The sequence below is a fragment of the Leifsonia shinshuensis genome (assembly GCF_031456835.1).
Classification (GTDB): domain Bacteria; phylum Actinomycetota; class Actinomycetes; order Actinomycetales; family Microbacteriaceae; genus Leifsonia; species Leifsonia shinshuensis_C.
Window position 1 is genome coordinate 3,279,209 of the sequence record NZ_JAVDVK010000001.1, and the last position, 17,215, is coordinate 3,296,423.

Sequence of the window (17,215 nt, forward strand, 5' to 3'; positions counted from 1 at the left end):
GCAGCTCGACAGATGCCGTGTCGTAACAACCCGCCTGGGGGCGCGGTGATCAGTCGGTTGCGAGCGCACCCACGGGAAGACCGAGCTCTCTCTCTGCCGTTGCAGCGAGGAGGTCCTCGACCGCGGGATAGTCCAACGTCGACTCGACCAAGGCCCCACGGACGGCCGAGGCCGCTACCTGACCATCGAGAAGCGCGAGGATGCGCATCGCGACGACAGAGGAGGGGTCAGCAAGCTCGAACTCGCCGGAGGCGACACCCGCGTCGATTGTCGCCTTCATGTCGACCAGGTCCAGTTCCATCTGCTGCACGACAGCCGCCCGAATGAGGGGCCGGTCGGCAGCTTGCCGCCATGCATCGAGCCACAGGAGCCCGATCGGATCGCGGGTGGCCACGGTGTAGGCGGCGAAAGTGGCGCGGAGCTGCTCTGTGACAGTCTCGCGATCGCGCACGTAGTCCGCGATGCTGGTGCGCTCATCCGCAACCACCTTCGAGAAGGCCGCGCTGACGAGTTCGTCAATCGATGAGAAGTAGTGCGTGACCAGGCTGAACCCGACGCCTACCTGGCTAGCAACCCGTCGCGCAGTGATGGCACCGAGGCCTTCGGAGAGCGCGAGATTGCACGCCGCATTGATGATCTCGTGTCGGCGATCCTCGCGAGGCTTTCGCCGTGTCACATTGGGAGTGACCTGCGTTGCGCTCATGCTGCAAGCTTAGGACGACTGAGCGCACAACACTCAGAACAGTCGTCCCCACAGTGCACACAGATCTTGAATTGCGCGTTCCATCAGGCTGGCCCAATGTGACATAACGACGGGTATCGGCGAGATCGTCCCCGCTCACGGGGTGCGCAGGGTGGCTACAGGCCGTTCAGCTCTGGCGGGAATCTCGTCCCGGGTCCGAGTCGCTGTGTAGCCAACATTTCGATGGTCACGAATCAGCGCTCGCGAGCGTTGGTATCCAGCGCGATGAGTACGGGCGCATCGGTGGCGGCGAGCACCTGTTCAGTCGTGACGTCAGGGCCGAGCTCGCGGAGGACGAGGCCCTCAGGTGTGACATCGATGACCGCGAGGTCGGTGATGATCCGGTCGACGCACCCGCGCCCCGTGAGCGGGAGCGTGCACTGCTCGACGAGCTTGGGCGAACCGTCCTTGGCGACGTGCTCCATCACCACGATGACGCGCTCGGCGCCGTTGACGAGGTCCATGGCCCCGCCCATCCCCTTGACCATCTTTCCGGGCACAGCCCAGTTCGCGATGTCGCCGCCCGCCGACACCTGCATGGCGCCGAGCACGGCGGTGGCGATGCGGCCACCGCGGATCATCCCGAACGAGGTGGCCGAGTCGAAGTAGCTCGCGCCCGGAAGGACCGTGACCGTCTCCTTGCCCGCGTTGATCAGCTTCGGATCCTCCTCGCCCTCCCACGGATAGGGGCCGACACCGAGTATGCCGTTCTCGGAATGCAACACGACATGCACGTCTTCCGGCAGGTGGTTCGGGATGAGCGTGGGCAGGCCGATGCCCAGGTTGACGTACGTGCCGTCCTCCAGCTCCCGGGCTGCGCGGGCGGCCATCTCGTCGCGGCTGCGTGCCATGTCAGGCTCCCTCGGATCGGGGACGGACAGTGACCTTCTCGATCGGAAGGTCCGCGGACTGCTCCGGGGTGAGGGCGATGACGCGGTCCACGTAGATGCCCGGAAGGTGGATGTCGTCCGGGCCGAGCACTCCCGGCTCGACCAGTTGGTCCACCTCGGCGATGGTCACCCGACCGGCCATCCCGGCCAGCGGGTTGAAATTGCGGGTCGACTTCTCGAAGCGGAGGTTGCCATGGCGGTCGCCGACCGCGGCGCGCACGAGCCCGAAATCGGTGCGGATGGCGGTCTCCAGCACGTATTCGCGCACCGATCCGAAGACGTCGAACGGTCGCAGCTCCTTAGGCGCGCTCTCCTCCGCGACGGAGCCGTCCGGAGCGTACCGGTTAGGCATCCCGCCGTCCGACACGGCCGTGCCCGCGCCGGTGGCCGTGAAGAACGCGGGGATGCCGACGCCGCCCGCCCTCAGGCGCTCGGCGAGTGTCCCCTGCGGCGTGAGCTCCACCTCCACCTCGCCACCGAGGTACTGGCGGGCGAACTCCTTGTTCTCGCCGATGTAGCTGGCGATCACTCGGCGGATACGCCCGGCCGCGAGCAGCTCACCCAGGCCCCAGCCGTCCACGCCGCAGTTGTTGCTGACCACCTCGAGACCGCTCACGCCGCGTTCGAGCAACGCGCGGATCGTCGTGACCGGCACTCCTGATAGACCGAAACCGCCGACCGCGAGGGTGGCGCCGTCGGGAATGTCCGCGACCGCGTCGGCCGCAGATCCATATGTCTTGTCCATGCCAGTCCACGTCATCGAGCGGGGCGTAGCGCGCGAAGCGGGTCGGGTGTTTCGACGGCTTCGTACGCCTCCGCCAAGCGATCCCGTGCGGCCTGCAGGTGCGCGATGATCAGCGCGGCCAGGGTTGCCTGGTCGCCTGTGCGGATGGCCTCGATCATGCCGCGGTGCTCCGAATCGGCGGCGTGTCGGCCGCCGAGCTGCCCGATGTTCTCCTGCGAGTACGGCTGCACCGCGCTCAGCAGACCGGACAGGATGCCCTCCGTTCGGCTCAGGCCGGTGATCTGGTACATCCGCTGATGGAACTCGAAGTTCGCGCGCATCCACTGGTCGAGCCGTTCGGTGTCGGCCATCGTCTCCACCAGCGATGCGAGCTGGGCGATGTCACGACCCCGGGCCTCGGAGATGACGGCCGAGGCGATGAGCGGCTCCAGCGCGAGCCGGAGATCGTAGATCTCCTCGAGGTCGGCCCGCGACAGCCGCCTCACCGTCGCGCCCTCGCCGGGTTGGATGACCACCAGACCCTCGGTCCCGAGGATGCGGAGCGCCTCGCGGACGGGACTGCGGCTGACGCCGAATCGCTGGGCGAGGTCCTCCTGCACCAGCGGGATCCCAGGGGCGAAGACCTTCTCGCGAATAGCTCGGCGAATCAGCTCGGCTATCGCTTCTGGTGACATCTGCGGAACTCCTTTGCTCGCGCGCCCGGCGACCCTGAGGCCGACCGATGTTGACACGATCCTAGTGGCTGGATGTACTGTATCCAATGGCTACGACGTATTCAATGCGTCGAAGAGGCGACGATGCCTACAGACAGGAGAAGCAATGAAGACTCACCTGACGCGATACCGACGCAGCCGGCGGATCATTCCTCTCGCGGCAGTCGGTGCCGCCGCCGCCATGCTTGTAACCGGCTGCACCAGCCCCACCTCGACCCCCGCGCCCTCCGACTTCGGGGCCGCGTCGGCAAAACCGGTTTCCGGCGGTACGCTGACGGTGGCCGTCTCCGCCCTCCCGGCGGTGATCGATCCCTACGCCACATCGCTCCAGGCCAACTGGATCGTGGCCCGAAACGTGTGCGAACCGCTGTTCGACGTCGACACCTCGTTCGGCGTCAAGCCGGTGCTGGCGGAAAGCTCCGACTACGACGGCAAGCAGACGTACGTGATCAAGCTCCGGAGCGGGGTGAAGTTCCAGGACGGCCAGCCGCTGACCGCCCAGGATGTCATCGCCAGCCTGACTCGCTATGAGCAGACACCGGGCAACGGGTCGATCCTCAAGTCGCTGCTCGCTTCGGTTGAGGCCACGTCGACGGATACGGTGACGCTGAAGCTCACGGCGCCAAGCCTGCTCGTGCCAACGCTGCTGACGACCGCGTACATCATGCCCGCGTCGGTTGTCGGGGGACGGGCGGCCACCGAGGCACTGCCGACGCTGGACTGCACCGGTCCGTACCAGGTTTCGTCCAACGTCGCAGGTCAGCAGATCACGCTCAAGAAGTGGTCGGGTTACACCTCGCGCACAGACGCATCCAGCGGCGCGACCGGTGCGAAGCACGCTTACCTGGACTCCATCGTGTTCAAGCCCATCCCGACCGACTCCACCCGCATGCAGGCGGTCCAGACCGGCCTGGTCGACTGGGCGGCCGGCACCCTCGACGACTACAACACCGCCAAGGCCAACCCTGCTGTGACCGCCTCTCTGATGGCGAAGCAGTCGAGCCCGACGGTCGTCTTCAACAAGGTCAGCGGTGTGATGGCGAACGAGAAGATGCGCCAGGCCTTCCAGGCCGCGCTGAACATGACCGACATCATGGCGGCGGGCTTCGGAGATCCGGCCAACTTCGACGTGGATGGAAGCATCTTCACCAAGGACAACAAGACCTGGCACACGGAGGCCGGCACCAAAGGGATGTACAACGCCCACGACGCAGCAACAGTGAAGAAGTTGCTCAAGGAGGCCGGATACCAGGGCCAGCCGATCACCTGGTACACGACGCAGGACGACCCGACCTGGTACGGCCCCGCCGTGCCCGCGCAGCAGCAGCTCAAGAAGCTGGGCTTCAACATCGACCTCCAGGTGGTCGACCAGGCGACGATCATCGCCCGCCGCACAGACCCGACGAAGTACGACATCTTCTCCTCGGCGATCCCTACATACGCCGACCCGCTCCTGCTGCCCTACCTTCAGAGCACCTTCCCCGGGGGCTGGAAGAGCACCGAGCGCGATGCGCTACTCGCGACCCTGTCCAATTCGCCGAAGGCGGCGGACCGAGAGGTGGCCTGGGGCAAACTCCAGACCCTGATCTACACCGATGTGCCCTTCCTCAAGTTCGGGACCGTGTCGGGAGGGACGATCGCGGTCGCCAAGAACGTCCACACGCTGGACGGTCTGGCGAACGCGAGCAACCAGCTCTACTTCAACTACTGGAAGTCCTCCAAGTAGGCGGGCCGGAGCGGATCCGATGAGTACGAGCACAGTGACGACGTCCGGAACCGCGCCGGACGTCGCCCGGCCCCGGTCGCGGTCCCTATGGCGACGGTTGGCCGGGCGTCCGCCCGCCGTGGTGGCCGTGTGTTTCCTCTTGCTGGTCGTGACCGGTGCCCTCTTCGGCCCCCTGCTGGTCGGCGACCCGAATGCGTTCGTCGGCTCCGCCCGGCTGCAGCCGCCATCGTCGCAGCACTGGTTCGGAACGGACAACTACGGCCGGGACGTTCTGGCCCAGGTCGTCTACGGAGCGCGCTCGTCACTCCTGGTCGGCGTTGTCAGCGGGCTGGGCGCGACGATCCTCGGGACCGCCGTCGCGCTCCTGGCGAGCATGTCGCGATGGTTCGATCTGATCGTCATGCGGATCGTCGACGGCGTCATGTCGTTCCCGATCCTGGTGCTCGCCCTCGCCATGGTAGCGATCCTCGGCCCCGGCCTGTTCACGGTGAATCTGTGTCTGATGATCGTGCTGTTCCCCGGCGTGACGCGGGTGGTTCGGAGCACGGCGCTGGTGGTCGCCGAGCTGCCCATGCTCGATGCCGCTCGTGCGGCGGGCGCCGGGCGGACCCGTATCCTCCTCCGCTACGTGCTGCCTGCCTGCATGACTCCCATCCTGGTGCAGGGCGCCATCGTCTTCACGGTCGCCATTCTCGTGGAGTCGGCGCTCAGCTTCATCGGCGCCGGGCTGCCGCCCGACGTGCCGAGCTGGGGCGCCAGCCTCGCCGCCTCGCGCAGCTACCTGGCCACAGCCTGGTGGATGTGGGCATTCCCTGGAGCCGCCCTGGTCGGCACTGTGCTGGCGACCAACGTCCTCATCGACGACGTGCGCGACCTCCTCGACCCGCGGATGACGGAGCACTGACCCATGCTGTGGTACCTGTTCCAACGCCTGCTCGCCCTGCTCCCGACCGTGCTCGTTCCGCTCATCCTGGTCTTCCTGCTTATCCGGCTGGCGCCGGGCGACCCTGCGTCAATCATCCTCGGAGACCAGGCAACAGCCGCCCAAGTGGCTTCGCTGCGCCAGCAGATGGGACTCGATGAGCCATTGATCGTCCAGTTCGGGCACTTCCTCGGCGACATCGTGACACTGAACCTCGGGACGAGCTCCTTCCTGCAGCGCCCGGTGCTCTCCGTCCTGCCCGGCTACGCCGCCGTCACGCTGGAGCTATCCGCGCTCGCGCTGGTGTGGGCGCTGGTGTTCGGCATCGTGCTGGGGGCGATTGCCGCTTTCCGGCGGCGCCGATTCGCCGGCCGCGCGGCGACGAACCTCGGGATCCTCGGGATCTCGCTCCCCAATTACTTCATCGCGCTCGTACTGATCATCGTGTTCGCTGTCTCGCTGCGCTGGTTCCCGGTCGGCGGTTACGTACCCGCATCGGGGGGCTTCGGCCCCCATCTGCAGTCGCTCATCCTCCCTTCATTGGCACTCGGGCTCGCCGAGGTGGGGTTCGTCAGCCGGATCACGCGCGGGTCCCTCCTCGACGTCATCGGCGAGCCGTTCGTCGTAACGGCACGTTCGCTCGGCGTGCGGCAGGCGCGCATCACCGGGATCCACGTTTCCCGCCTCGCAGCCCTCCCCGTTCTCACGGTCGTCGGCCTCCTCGCCGCGAGCCTCATCTCCGGCAGCGTCGTCGTGGAGAACATCTTCGGGATACCCGGGATCGGGCAGCTCATGTTCAACGCGGTGTCGAACCGCGACTACAACCTCATCCAAGGCATCGTCCTGTTCAGCGGCATCACGATCATCCTCGTCAACCTGGTGATCGACATCCTCTACGCCGTCGTCGATCCTCGAGTCCAGTACGGAGCGAAATCACAGTGACAGAGAACGAACCGACTCTGGCGGTCGAAGGACTCACGGTGACCGCCCGCCGCTCGGACGGCGCCTACCCCGCCGTCCGGGACGTCGGGTTCCGGCTGGGGCGCGCCTCCACTCTCGCCCTGGTGGGCGAGTCGGGCAGCGGCAAGACCCTGACAGCCCTCGCTATCGCCGGACTGCTCGCTGACAATCTGACACCATCCGGTTCCGCGCGATTCCGGGGGGAGCAGCTGATCGGGATGCCACCGGCACGCCGCCGCGCCCTCGCCGGCTCCTCGATCGGATTCATCTTCCAGGAACCGATGTCCGCGCTGCACCCTGTCCTCCCGATCGGGGTTCAGCTGACCGAGGGACTGCGCGCCCACACCGACCTCTCCCGCGTCCAGCGCCGGGAACGGGCTCGCGAACTCCTCGAGCTGGTCGGGCTCACCCAGTCGCGCGACATCCTGGGGAACCGGATCGGCCAGCTCTCCGGCGGGATGCGGCAGCGGGTGATGATCGCGATGGCCATCTCCTGCGAGCCCGAACTGCTGATCGCCGATGAGCCCACCACGGCGCTCGACGTGACCCTGCAGAAGCAGGTCCTGGACCTGCTCCGCGGCCTGCAGCAGCGGCTGGGCCTGAGCCTGATGATGATCACCCACGACCTCGGAGTGGTCGCCGAGACCTGCGAGAGCCTCGCCGTCATGTACGCGGGAGAGATCGTCGAGAGCGGACGGACCGCCGAGGTGATGGCAGATCCCGCACATCCATACACCACGGCACTGCTCGAAGCGTCGCCGCGACTCGGCGACACCCGCCGTCGGCTCCCGTCGATCACCAGCACTGCGCCGTGGCTGCGCGACCTGCGCGAGGTCGACCCTGGGAAGTGGCCACGGACCACGATGCGGCAGATCGGCCCCGACCGGTGGATCCGTGAGACCGTCGAGGAGGTGGCCGCGTGAGCGCACTGCTCGAGATCGATCAGGTCACGAAGGATTTCGTGGTCGGACCACCCTTCCGCCGGCAGACCTTCCAGGCCGTCAAGGGCGTTTCGCTCTCGATTGAAGCGGGGGCCTCCTACGGTCTCGTGGGCGAGTCCGGGTCGGGCAAGACCACCGTCGCGCGCATGGTCGCTCATCTCACCACGCCCACCAGCGGGACCATCCGTTTCGACGGCCGTGACACGACAGGACTCCGCGGCCGAGAGCTTCTGGCGTTCCGGCGCGACGTCCAGATGATCTTCCAGGACCCGTACGGTGCCCTCAACCCGCGGATGAGCGTCCTTCAACTCATCTCCGAACCGTGGGCGGTGCACCGGCTCCACACGGTCGCCGACCGGCGACGACGCGCTGCCGCTCTGCTCGACCGCGTGGGACTGCCGTCATCTGCGCTCGAGCGCAAGCCGGTCGAGTTCTCCGGAGGACAGCGGCAGCGCATCATGATAGCCCGTGCGCTGGCCCTCGAGCCGCGCCTCATCGTGGCCGACGAGCCCGTCTCGGCTCTCGACGTCTCCGTGCAGGCACAGGTGCTCAACCTGCTCAAGGACCTCCAGGACGAGCTCGGACTCACATACCTCTTCATCTCGCACAACCTCTCGGTCGTCGAATTCATCAGCGACCACATCGGTGTGATGCTTCTCGGCGACCTCGTCGAGGAGGGCGACCGGGACGCTATCTATCGTTCCCCGCGGACGGAGTACACGCGTCGGCTGCTGGACGCCATCCCGAGTCTTCCCGACGTGCGGGAGCGGCAAGCGGAAGGGAGTCTTGCCCGTGAGCGCTGAGAGTCTCGTCGATTCCTCCGCCGGGAAGATCATCGGCGTCGACGCCGGTCGCGGTGTGACCGCGTTCCTCGGCGTACCCTTCGCCCGGCCGCCGGTCGGGCATCTCCGATTCCGTGCCCCGCAGCCGCATTCCGGCTGGGACCGGCCTCTTCTCGCCGATCGGTTCGGCGATTCTCCGATGCAGGAGCGCTCTCCGTACACGCAGGGACTGCCGCTCTCCGAGGACTGCCTGACGCTCAACGTCTGGACACCCGAGGGGGCGAGCGAACGGCCCGTTCTGTTCTGGATCTACGGAGGCGGCTTCGCCGGCGGTTCCTCGGCAGTGCCCACCTTCGACGGCGCCCGACTTGCCGCGGAAGAGGGACTCGTCGTCGTTTCGGCGAATCACCGCACAGGGGCGCTGGGGTTCGCGTCACTCACACACCGGGGCCTGCCTGAGGCGTCGAACCTCGGACTCCGGGACGTCGTGGCCGCGCTCGCCTGGGTACAGGAGAACATCGCCGCGTTCGGCGGCAACGCCGCGCAACTCACTGTGGCCGGCCAAAGCTCCGGCGCCTTCCTCGCCGCTGCGCTGCTGGCGGTACCGGAGGCGCGGCGATCGTTCGCGCGGCTGGTGCTGATCTCCGGCGGCGCCTCCCGAATCGTCCCCCGGCGCCGGGCGGAGCAGCTCGGCGATCAGCTGCTGCGCGCAGCCGGAGCCGGCTCGGGAACCGACCTGCTCGCGCTCAGTGCGCAGGACATCATCGCTGCGCAGCGTTCCGTCGGATCCAACGAAATCGGCGCGCGGAACGCCCCCGTCCCCGATGCGCTCGGTGTCGTACTGGACATCGGAGCGCCCGAGCCTGTGCTCTCCGCACATCCCCAAGACATCATCGCTCGCGGAGAGGCCGTCGATATCCCGCTGCTCCTCATCGTCGCCGGTGCCGAGGTGGCGAGCCTACGTGGACCGGACCCTGAGTTCGTTCCCGCGGACGAAGGCGCCATCGTCCGCGAGATCGCCGGTTGGCATGCGCCGGACCCGGCTTCCATCGTGGACGGCTATGACGGCGACCCCGGCGAGAAACGTGAGAGTATCCTCACCGACTTCATCTACCGGCTCCCGGCAGCCCGCACGGCGCTCGCTCAGAACGCGGCAGGGGGACGCGCCTGGCTCGCGCAGATCGACGGGCCCGACGGCTCGAACGCGTCACACGACATCCCGCCGCGTGTGTTCTTCGGCAACCTGTCCGACGATGATCCGCTCACGCCGGGGAGCGCTGTGGTGCGTGGCACCGCGGGCCGTTTCACTCGTGGGGAGGAGCCCGACTGGGCGCCGTTCCGTTCGCCGGAGGGCGAGATCATGCGCCTCAGCGCGACGCGACACGCGGCGAAAGGCGAGTTCGCGTCGATGCTGCAGCGCTGGGAAGGGGTCGATCGACCGTGATCGAGAAAAGCACGAGCACCTTCCGGATGGGGGTTGGAGCCGGGTTCGCGGGCGACCGCCTGCAGCCGGCCGAGGAACTTGCGCGCGATGGCGCACTGGACGCGATGGCGTTCGAGTGCCTCGCGGAGCGCACCATCGGGGTCGCCCAACAGGCGCGCCGTGAGGGCACGGGAACAGGGTTCGACTCGCGCATCCTCCGACGTCTGGCCGGGACTCTGCCCTTCCTGCTACCGTCGCGTGCTGTCGTGACGACGAACGCCGGCGCTGCGGACCCAGTCGCCGCAGCTGCCGCGACGCGAGACCTGCTCGACGAACTCGGGCTAGATGGCGTCGTCGCGGCGGTGGTCGGCGACGACGTGCTCGACACCCTCGATCTGAAGTCGGCACGCATCCTTGGTACAGACGACACTCTGTGGGACATCCGCGATCGCGTCATCTCCGCCAACGCATACATCGGCGCCGAGCCGCTGATGAGTGCACTCGCTCATGGCGCCGACGTCGTCGTTGCAGGCCGCTGCTCGGATGCTGCGCTCTTCGTCGCTCCGATCGCCCACCACTTCGGGTGGTCGCTAGACGATCTCGATGCTGTCGCGAACGCGAGCCTCGTCGGCCATCTACTCGAGTGCGCCGGCCAGCTCACCGGCGGCTATTTCTCCGATACGCGTCGGAAGCAAGTGATGGACGCGTGGAACATCGGGTTCCCGGTCGCGGAGGTGTCCTCCGACGGCTCAGCTGTGTACTCCAAGCTCCCGGGCACCGGGGGGATGATCGACCGACGGACAGTGCTGGAGCAGCTCTTCTACGAGATTGACGAGCCCTCCGCCTACAAGACCCCGGATGTGACGATGGACTTCAGTGCCGTAACCATCGACGAGCTGGCTGACGACCTCGTCCACGTGGCCGGCGTCCGCCCGGCGGGACGCCCGGAGACCCTCAAAGTCAGCGTGGGCGTCCGGGACGGCTTCCTCGCCGTAGCGGAGATCGCCTACTCCGGAGCCGACTGCGTCGAGCGCGGAGAATTAGCTGCGTCCATTGTGTGCGAGCGGTGGGAGCGTGTGTACGGTCTGGACCCCGTCGATCTCAGCGTCAGCTTCGTCGGTCTCGACGCGACCCGCCCCTGGTGGACGGGTGCCAGAGCTCATCCGTCGGAAGTGCGCCTCCGGATGTCGGTCCGAACTTTCGATCGCGTCCGGGCCGTCCTCCTGTGCGACGAAGTCGAGTCCCTCTATACCAACGGGCCGTTCGGAGGCGGTGGCGTGACCACGTCCATCAAGGAGACCATCGGGATCGTATCCACCCTCATCGATCGCCAAGCCGTCGCCACCAGGGTGTTGCTCTCGTGACGGCGATCCACCGCCTGGGCGATATCGCTCATGCCCGTGCAGGCGACAAGGGCGACTCGTCGATCATCGTTCTCGCGCCCTATGACCCTGCCGACTACGACGCCGTCAACGCGGCCGTGTCACCGGATCGCCTGGCCGAACACTTCCACGTCGACGCCTCGACCATCCTGGTGCGGTCAGTACCGGCGCTCTCCGCGTTCTCGCTCGTGATTCCGCACCGGCTCGACGGGGGAGTTACCCGCTCGGCTTCGGCTGACCCGCACGGTAAGACCCTCTCCGCGCATCTGCTCGAGCTGCCATTGGCTCGACTGGATCAGCCCTGCTCGAAACCGCCCTTCGCCCCCGAGTCAGAAAGGAGCCAGCTCCGGTAGGGGTTCCCGGATCGCCGAATGGATCTGACTGTCTGTAAACGTGGCGGCTCGACCGCCGAGGGCCCTTTCCTGCCGCTCGCCGGTCGGCGGCATCGTCAGCGGCAGCCCTACCTTGCTCGCCACCAGTGGCGGCATTTACCTGTTCGTCCGAGCCAGCGACTACACGCTGTGGCAAACCACATGGCACACCTCCAGCTCCAGCTCCAGCTCCAGCTCCAGCTGGGGAGGGATGGACGAAGCGAACCGAGTTCGGAAGCGATAACTTGGCCGGTGCTGTCGGCGCAACGAACGGAAGTTCCGGCACCGCATGGATTGTCGTCAAGGGGAGAGACGCGCACGTTCATCAACTCGTGCTATAGGCTGCCCGCGCGGATGTGTTGGCCAGGTCACTATAGGTCAACACAGCAGGAGGAGAGCGACCCCCTGCATCCGCGCGAATGCGCCAGCCTTACTTGCAGGTTGGCTCGACGCCGGATTTGCGCGACTTGCGCGCTCAGCGTGAAGGGCCAGCTGTCGTTCCTCGGACGATAAGTTGCGAGCCGAGCGTTGTGGCTTCCGCGTGCGTGGCACCGGCCAAGACCTGAAGCAGGAGCTCGACGGCAAGCGCGCCACATCGCTCGATCGGCATCTTGACCGTGCTCAGCCCAGGCTTCACGGCGCTCGCCATGTCGATGTCGTCGATTCCTATGATGCTGATGTCGGCCGGGCAGGACTTGCCCATGTCCGACATGCCGGCTTCGAGGCCGAGCGCGACGAGGTCGTTGTAGGCGATGACGGCGGTCGCCCCGCTTGCGATCACGGGCGCGGCTGCGGCCCGCCCGCCTTCGATCGACGCAGCCTGGTGGCTCAGGTGCGTGAGGCGGATGCCGAACCGCTCGCAGGCCTTCGTGATCGTCGCGGCGCGCTGGCCGTCGGCCCAGGATCCTGTCGGTCCGGCCGCGTAGGCGATGTGCGTGTGGCCGAGTGCGGCGAGGTGCTCGACCGCCTGCTGCGGCCCGTTCTCCATGTCCATGAGCACGCAGGGGGCGCCCTCGATGAGGCGGTTGACGATGACGAAGGGGGTGTCTCCGGCGAGCGTAAGCACCTCGTCGTCCGGCAGCCGGGGTGAGCACAGCAGCATGCCGTCGAGCTTGCGCGCCTGTTCGATCTGCTCGCGCTCCCGCCAACGATCCTCGTCGGTGTCGAAAAGCACGGTGCGGTGACGGCCGTGCCACGCCTGGGAGTGGATGGCTTTGAGGAGCGTCGCATAGACGGGGTTGGCGACGTCCGGCACGACGACGCCGAACGAGCGGGTGGCGGTCGCCACCTGCGGGCTGTCGTAACCGAGGTCGTTGGCGGCCTGGAGCACCCGGTCTCGCGTCGCGGTCGCGAGGCGATCGGGTTCTCCGAAAGCGCGGGATGCCGTGGCGATCGAGACGCCCGCGCGTCGCGCCACGTCAGTCAGCGTCGCACCCATTGCCGCCTCTCCGGTGTCGCGGGAACAGTTGTTCCATCATGGCTCATCCTGCAACATGGAATGCGTCTTGACAATTTTGTACAAGTCATTCACACTCTTTTCCATGCCGATCATCGAAGATCCCAGGACCCGCCGACGGGCACCTCGAACCGGGGTGCACTCGTGAGCGGCACTCCGCAGCGCCTGTCGCGGTCGCACCACGGCGCTGTCCATGTCCCCAGGACCCCCGCCCGTGCGGGGATCCTCCACCTGGGCCTCGGCAGTTTCCACCGCGCGCACCAGGCGGTCTACACGGCCGCGGCCGTCGCGGCCGACGGCGGTGACTGGGGCATCGTGGGCGTCGCCTCGCGATCGCGGACCGTCGTCGATGCGATGCGCGCACAGGATCTCCTCTCCTCGGTCGCGACGATCTCGCCCGAGGGAATGTCGCTGAGCATCCCGGGCGTGCATACCGACGCCTTCGTCGCGGCGGATGAGCCCCAGCGCGTCGTCGAGAGCATCGCCGACCCCGGTATCCGCATTGTCACGCTCACGGTCACCGAGAACGGCTACAGCTCCTCGCCCGCGACGGGTCACCTCGACACTGCCGACCCGACCATCGTCTCCGACCTGCGCGGGGGCCAATCTCGTTCGACCATCGGACAGCTCGCGCGCGGCATCCAGCGGCGGGCCGCGGCATCCGGAGCGCCTCTGACGGTGCTCAGCTGCGACAACCTCGCGGCCAACGGCGCCCGCACGAAGGCTCTCGTCCGCGAGTTCCTGGAGGCGCTGCCCGCCACCGAGGCCGCCGAAGCACTCGCCTTCCTCGAGTCCTCGGTCTCGTTCCCCTCGAGCATGGTCGACCGCATCGTCCCCTCCACGACGCCTGCCCTCCGCAGCGAGGTGTCGTCGCTCCTCGGTGTGTGGGATGAGATCCCCGTCCCCGCCGAACCCTTCACGATGTGGGCGATCGAGGACGACTTCGCCGCAGGACGGCCCGCGTGGGAAGCCGGGGGAGCGGTCTTCAGCACGGAGGTCGGCCGCTACGAGGACATGAAGGTGCGGCTCCTCAACGGAACGCACTCGCTGATCGCCTACCTGGGTGCGCTGCAGAACGCCGAGACGATTCCGGACGCCGTCGGCCGGCCGGCGACCGAGCGTGCAGCGCGCGCGGTGCTCGCCCACGAGTACACGCCGTCGATCCAGGTCCCGTCGGGTGTCGACATCGCGGAGTACGAGCGCCAGCTGTTCCTCCGATGGGGCAACACCGCACTCGGGCACAAGACGAGCCAGGTCGGCACGGACGGCTCCGTCAAACTGCGTCAGCGCATCCCCGAGCCGGCGCTCCGGCTGCTCGACCGCGGCGAGATGCCGCACATGATCGCCCTCACCGTGGCCGCCTACCTCTCCTGCATCGCGCCCCGGCCCGGATTCGATCCCGGTCCCTTCGCGGCCGCGATGAAGGATGCCGCCCGCGAGCGGCTGATCCCGCTCGCCAGGGCGGCACGCACCGGGGCCGACCTGGCCGAGGCCTCGATCACGGACCTCCGGCTCTTCGGTGCCGACCTCGCGAACCGCCCGGCGTTCATCGAGCGCGTCGGCGAGCTTGTCGACACGATCGGCCGTGACGGCGTCTCGGCGGCGATTACCGAGAGCGTCACGGCGGCGGAGACCGACATGCGGTCACGAGCATCGGAGGTCCCGGCATGAGCACGGTGAACCCGACCCACGATCACGAGGAAGGCGCGACGATGAAGGCGCTCGCCATCCACGGCAGGGAAGACATCCGCTGGGAGGACCGCGAGGTGCCTCAGCCCGCGTCCGGCGAGGTGCGACTCCGCGTCCGGTACGTCGGCATCTGCGGTTCCGATCTGCACTACTACTTCCACGGCGCGAACGGCGAGTACACCATCCGGGAGCCGCTGACCCCCGGCCATGAGTTCTCGGCCGTCGTCGACCTCGACCCGTCGGGGCGCCTCGCCGCCGGGACACCCGTGACGGTTCACCCGGCCCGCTACGGCGCCGACGTGCCCGGTCTCGAGGACAGGCCGCACCTGCGGCCCGGTGGCGACTACTTCGGCAGCGCCGCCACCATGCCGCATCGCCAGGGCGGCGCCGCGGAGTACCTCATCGTCGAAGAGCACATGATCCGAGTTCTCCCCGAGGGCCTTCCGCTAGAGCGCGCGGCGCTCGCAGAGCCGCTCGCCGTCGCCCTGCACGCCGTGAACCTGGCGGGCGACGTCAGCGGCAAGCGCGTGCTCGTCATCGGCGCCGGCCCCATCGGGCTGCTCGTCGTCTCGGCGGCCGTGCACGCGGGCGCTGCCACCGTCGGCGCGAGCGACGTGCGCACCGAGCCCCTCGATCGCGCCACGGCGCTGGGCGCGAGCGAGCTCGTGCTCGTCGGCCGCGACTCCATCGCGGACGAGTCGTACGACGTCGTCTTCGAGTGCTCCGGCGTCCCCGTGTCGGTCACCCAGGCCGTCCGCGCGGCCCGCAGGGCCGGAACCGTCGTGCAGGTCGGGATGCTCGCCGACGCCGAGATCGGCGTCAACCTCGCGCCGATGCTCGCCAAGGAGCTGACGCTCCGCGGCGCATTCCGCTTCTCGACCGAGATCGACGACGCCGTCGCGATGCTCGCCGAGTCGGACACCCTCGATTCCGTCATCTCTCACACCATCGACGCCGCTGACGCCGTCGACGCCTTCCGAGTCGCGCGCGATTCGTCCGCGTCGGCCAAGGTCCTCCTGCGTCTCTGACCCTCCACCTCCACCTCCCCCCACTCATTTACGAAGGAGTAACGATGAGCACTTCCAACGTCCCCGGTGTGGACGCCTCCGCGGCGCCGCAGACGGTCGAGAGATCGACCGGCGACCTCGTCCGGGCCGCGGTCTCAGGCTGGCTGGGCACCGCGCTGGAGTTCATGGACTTCCAGCTCTACTCCCTGGCCGCCGCGCTCGTCTTCAGCCAGCTCTTCTTCGCCGGAGAGGAGCCCGGCATGGCCGTCGTCCTCGCCATGGCGACCTACGGCGTCGGCTACATCGCGCGTCCGCTCGGCGCCTGGTACTTCGGCCGGATGGGCGACAAGGTCGGCCGCCGCAGGGTCCTGTTCTACACGATCCTGCTCATGGGGCTCGCGACGACGCTCATCGGCTTCCTGCCCACCTACGCGCAGGCCGGCATCCTGGCGCCGATCATGCTCGTCGTGCTGCGTCTCGCGCAGGGCTTCGGCGCCGGCGCGGAGATCTCGGGTGCCGGCGTCATGCTCGCCGAGTACGCTCCCGCGCGTCGCCGCGGCATCATCGCCTCCCTCGTCGCGCTCGGCACGAACTGCGGCACGCTCTTCGCCTCGGCGATCTGGGCGCTCCTCCTCGCCGTCATGATGGAGGACGACGTCATCGCCTGGGGCTGGCGGATCCCCTTCATCGCGAGCTCCATCGTGATGGTGTTCGCCGTCTGGGTGCGCTTCCGCCTCAAGGAGAGCCCCGTCTTCGAGGAGCGCACCGACGTCGTCGACGGCAAGGCGCTCTCACGCGACGAGATGGTCGACCTCGCGACCAAGAGCAACGACCTCCGCGCGCTCGAGGCGCTGCGGAAGAAGCCCGTCAAGGCGACGCTCGTGTCGTTCTTCCTCCGCTTCGGCCAGGCCGGCAACTCGGGTCTGATCCAGACCTACATGATCTCCTTCATCACGATCACGCTCGCCGTCCAGAAGGGCGTCGGCCCCGAGATCGTGATCGTCTCCTCGCTCATCGGCTTCGGCACGATCCCGCTCGTCGGCTGGCTCGGCGACCTGTTCGGCCGACGGCGGATGTACATCATCATGACGTCGCTCTCGCTCGTGCTGATCATCCCGACGATGCTCGCGATCAACACGAAGGAGGTCGGCTGGATCTTCGTCGGCTACGCCGTGATCCACAACGTCTCGGTCCTGGGCCTCGCATCCATGGAGAACATCTCGATCCCCGAGATCTTCGGAGCGCGGAACCGCTACACGCTGACGGCCATCGTGCGCGAGATCGCCGCCATCATCGCCACCGGCATCGGCCCGATCATCGCTGCGGCCTGGGTCGCCGCGACGACCGGCAGCATCATCCCGGTGATGGTACTGCTCGGCATCTACACCGTGTGTGCACTGGTCGCCGCGGTCGTGGCGCCCGAGTGGACGGGGCGCGACCTCACCGACCCGCGCGCCGCGATGTGA

Annotated in this window: 16 protein-coding genes; 11 read left to right on the plus strand and 5 right to left on the minus strand. The window is 67.7% G+C overall.

The window, feature by feature from the left end; translation table 11 throughout:
• Positions 1–49 precede the first annotated feature (49 nt).
• The 4 genes from J2W45_RS16060 to J2W45_RS16075 form a co-directional block, all read right to left on the minus strand.
• Entirely contained in the window at positions 50–703 is a 654-nt protein-coding gene (locus tag J2W45_RS16060) for a TetR family transcriptional regulator (protein WP_310133837.1), read from the minus strand.
• 233 nt (positions 704–936) lie between these two features.
• Positions 937–1,593 (minus strand): CoA transferase subunit B, encoded by a 657-nt coding sequence (locus J2W45_RS16065; protein WP_310133839.1) that lies wholly within the window; start codon positions 1,591–1,593, stop codon positions 937–939.
• A 1-nt stretch (position 1,594) separates the two neighbouring features.
• Complete coding sequence (locus J2W45_RS16070) at positions 1,595–2,377, minus strand: CoA transferase subunit A (RefSeq protein ID WP_310133841.1); 783 nt, start codon at positions 2,375–2,377, stop codon at positions 1,595–1,597.
• An 11-nt stretch (positions 2,378–2,388) separates the two neighbouring features.
• On the minus strand, positions 2,389–3,051 hold the full coding sequence (locus J2W45_RS16075) for a GntR family transcriptional regulator (RefSeq protein ID WP_310133842.1): 663 nt from the start codon (positions 3,049–3,051) through the stop codon (positions 2,389–2,391).
• Between the two features lie 316 nt (positions 3,052–3,367).
• On the opposite strand from J2W45_RS16075, the gene J2W45_RS16080 reads away from it, so the two are divergent.
• From J2W45_RS16080 to J2W45_RS16115, 8 genes are read left to right on the plus strand one after another with little or no spacing between them, the layout of a single operon-like run.
• Entirely contained in the window at positions 3,368–4,816 is a 1,449-nt protein-coding gene (locus J2W45_RS16080; RefSeq protein WP_310133845.1) for an ABC transporter substrate-binding protein, read from the plus strand.
• Between the two features lie 19 nt (positions 4,817–4,835).
• The gene (locus tag J2W45_RS16085) at positions 4,836–5,720 is read left to right on the plus strand and encodes an ABC transporter permease (RefSeq protein ID WP_310133847.1); all 885 of its coding nucleotides are present in this window, start codon (positions 4,836–4,838) and stop codon (positions 5,718–5,720) included.
• A gap of 3 nt (positions 5,721–5,723) precedes the next feature.
• Positions 5,724–6,680, plus strand: coding sequence for an ABC transporter permease (locus J2W45_RS16090; protein WP_310133849.1), 957 nt, complete (start codon positions 5,724–5,726; stop codon positions 6,678–6,680).
• Positions 6,677–7,621, plus strand: a complete 945-nt coding sequence (locus J2W45_RS16095) for an ABC transporter ATP-binding protein (protein ID WP_310133850.1) — start codon at positions 6,677–6,679, stop codon at positions 7,619–7,621. Before J2W45_RS16090 ends, J2W45_RS16095 begins: the two co-directional genes overlap by 4 nt.
• Positions 7,618–8,442: an ATP-binding cassette domain-containing protein gene (locus tag J2W45_RS16100; protein WP_310133851.1), complete on the plus strand. Its 825-nt coding sequence runs from the start codon at positions 7,618–7,620 to the stop codon at positions 8,440–8,442. Before J2W45_RS16095 ends, J2W45_RS16100 begins: the two co-directional genes overlap by 4 nt.
• Positions 8,432–9,865: a carboxylesterase family protein gene (locus J2W45_RS16105; protein WP_310133853.1), complete on the plus strand. Its 1,434-nt coding sequence runs from the start codon at positions 8,432–8,434 to the stop codon at positions 9,863–9,865. The genes J2W45_RS16100 and J2W45_RS16105 overlap by 11 nt, the downstream gene beginning before the upstream one ends.
• A complete protein-coding gene (locus J2W45_RS16110; protein ID WP_310133856.1) occupies positions 9,862–11,208 on the plus strand; it encodes an acyclic terpene utilization AtuA family protein in 1,347 nt (448 codons plus the stop codon). Before J2W45_RS16105 ends, J2W45_RS16110 begins: the two co-directional genes overlap by 4 nt.
• On the plus strand, positions 11,205–11,579 hold the full coding sequence (locus tag J2W45_RS16115; RefSeq protein WP_310133858.1) for an AtuA-related protein: 375 nt from the start codon (positions 11,205–11,207) through the stop codon (positions 11,577–11,579). The genes J2W45_RS16110 and J2W45_RS16115 overlap by 4 nt, the downstream gene beginning before the upstream one ends.
• A gap of 493 nt (positions 11,580–12,072) precedes the next feature.
• Here J2W45_RS16115 and J2W45_RS16120 read toward each other — a convergent pair whose 3' ends face one another.
• A complete protein-coding gene (locus J2W45_RS16120) occupies positions 12,073–13,035 on the minus strand; it encodes a LacI family DNA-binding transcriptional regulator (RefSeq protein ID WP_310133861.1) in 963 nt (320 codons plus the stop codon).
• Between the two features lie 162 nt (positions 13,036–13,197).
• Here J2W45_RS16120 and J2W45_RS16125 point away from each other — a divergent pair, with 162 nt between their 5' ends.
• From J2W45_RS16125 to J2W45_RS16135, 3 genes are read left to right on the plus strand one after another with little or no spacing between them, the layout of a single operon-like run.
• Positions 13,198–14,724 carry a mannitol dehydrogenase family protein gene (locus J2W45_RS16125; RefSeq protein WP_310133863.1) on the plus strand — a complete coding sequence of 509 codons (1,527 nt, stop codon included), beginning with the start codon at positions 13,198–13,200 and terminating at the stop codon, positions 14,722–14,724.
• Positions 14,721–15,770 carry an L-idonate 5-dehydrogenase gene (locus tag J2W45_RS16130; RefSeq protein WP_310133865.1) on the plus strand — a complete coding sequence of 350 codons (1,050 nt, stop codon included), beginning with the start codon at positions 14,721–14,723 and terminating at the stop codon, positions 15,768–15,770. Before J2W45_RS16125 ends, J2W45_RS16130 begins: the two co-directional genes overlap by 4 nt.
• 44 nt (positions 15,771–15,814) lie before the next feature.
• Entirely contained in the window at positions 15,815–17,215 is a 1,401-nt protein-coding gene (locus tag J2W45_RS16135) for an MFS transporter (RefSeq protein ID WP_310133869.1), read from the plus strand.

What these genes read in the sequence shown, in the direction of transcription:
- J2W45_RS16060 (WP_310133837.1), bottom strand. Translation starts at nt 703, where the DNA reads ATGAGCGCAACGCAGGTCACTCCCAATGTGACACGGCGAAAGCCTCGC.
- J2W45_RS16065 (WP_310133839.1), bottom strand. Translation starts at nt 1,593, where the DNA reads ATGGCACGCAGCCGCGACGAGATGGCCGCCCGCGCAGCCCGGGAGCTG.
- J2W45_RS16070 (WP_310133841.1), bottom strand. Translation starts at nt 2,377, where the DNA reads ATGGACAAGACATATGGATCTGCGGCCGACGCGGTCGCGGACATTCCC.
- J2W45_RS16075 (WP_310133842.1), bottom strand. Translation starts at nt 3,051, where the DNA reads ATGTCACCAGAAGCGATAGCCGAGCTGATTCGCCGAGCTATTCGCGAG.
- J2W45_RS16085 (WP_310133847.1), top strand. Translation starts at nt 4,836, where the DNA reads ATGAGTACGAGCACAGTGACGACGTCCGGAACCGCGCCGGACGTCGCC.
- J2W45_RS16090 (WP_310133849.1), top strand. Translation starts at nt 5,724, where the DNA reads ATGCTGTGGTACCTGTTCCAACGCCTGCTCGCCCTGCTCCCGACCGTG.
- J2W45_RS16120 (WP_310133861.1), bottom strand. Translation starts at nt 13,035, where the DNA reads ATGGGTGCGACGCTGACTGACGTGGCGCGACGCGCGGGCGTCTCGATC.
- J2W45_RS16130 (WP_310133865.1), top strand. Translation starts at nt 14,721, where the DNA reads ATGAGCACGGTGAACCCGACCCACGATCACGAGGAAGGCGCGACGATG.
- J2W45_RS16135 (WP_310133869.1), top strand. Translation starts at nt 15,815, where the DNA reads ATGAGCACTTCCAACGTCCCCGGTGTGGACGCCTCCGCGGCGCCGCAG.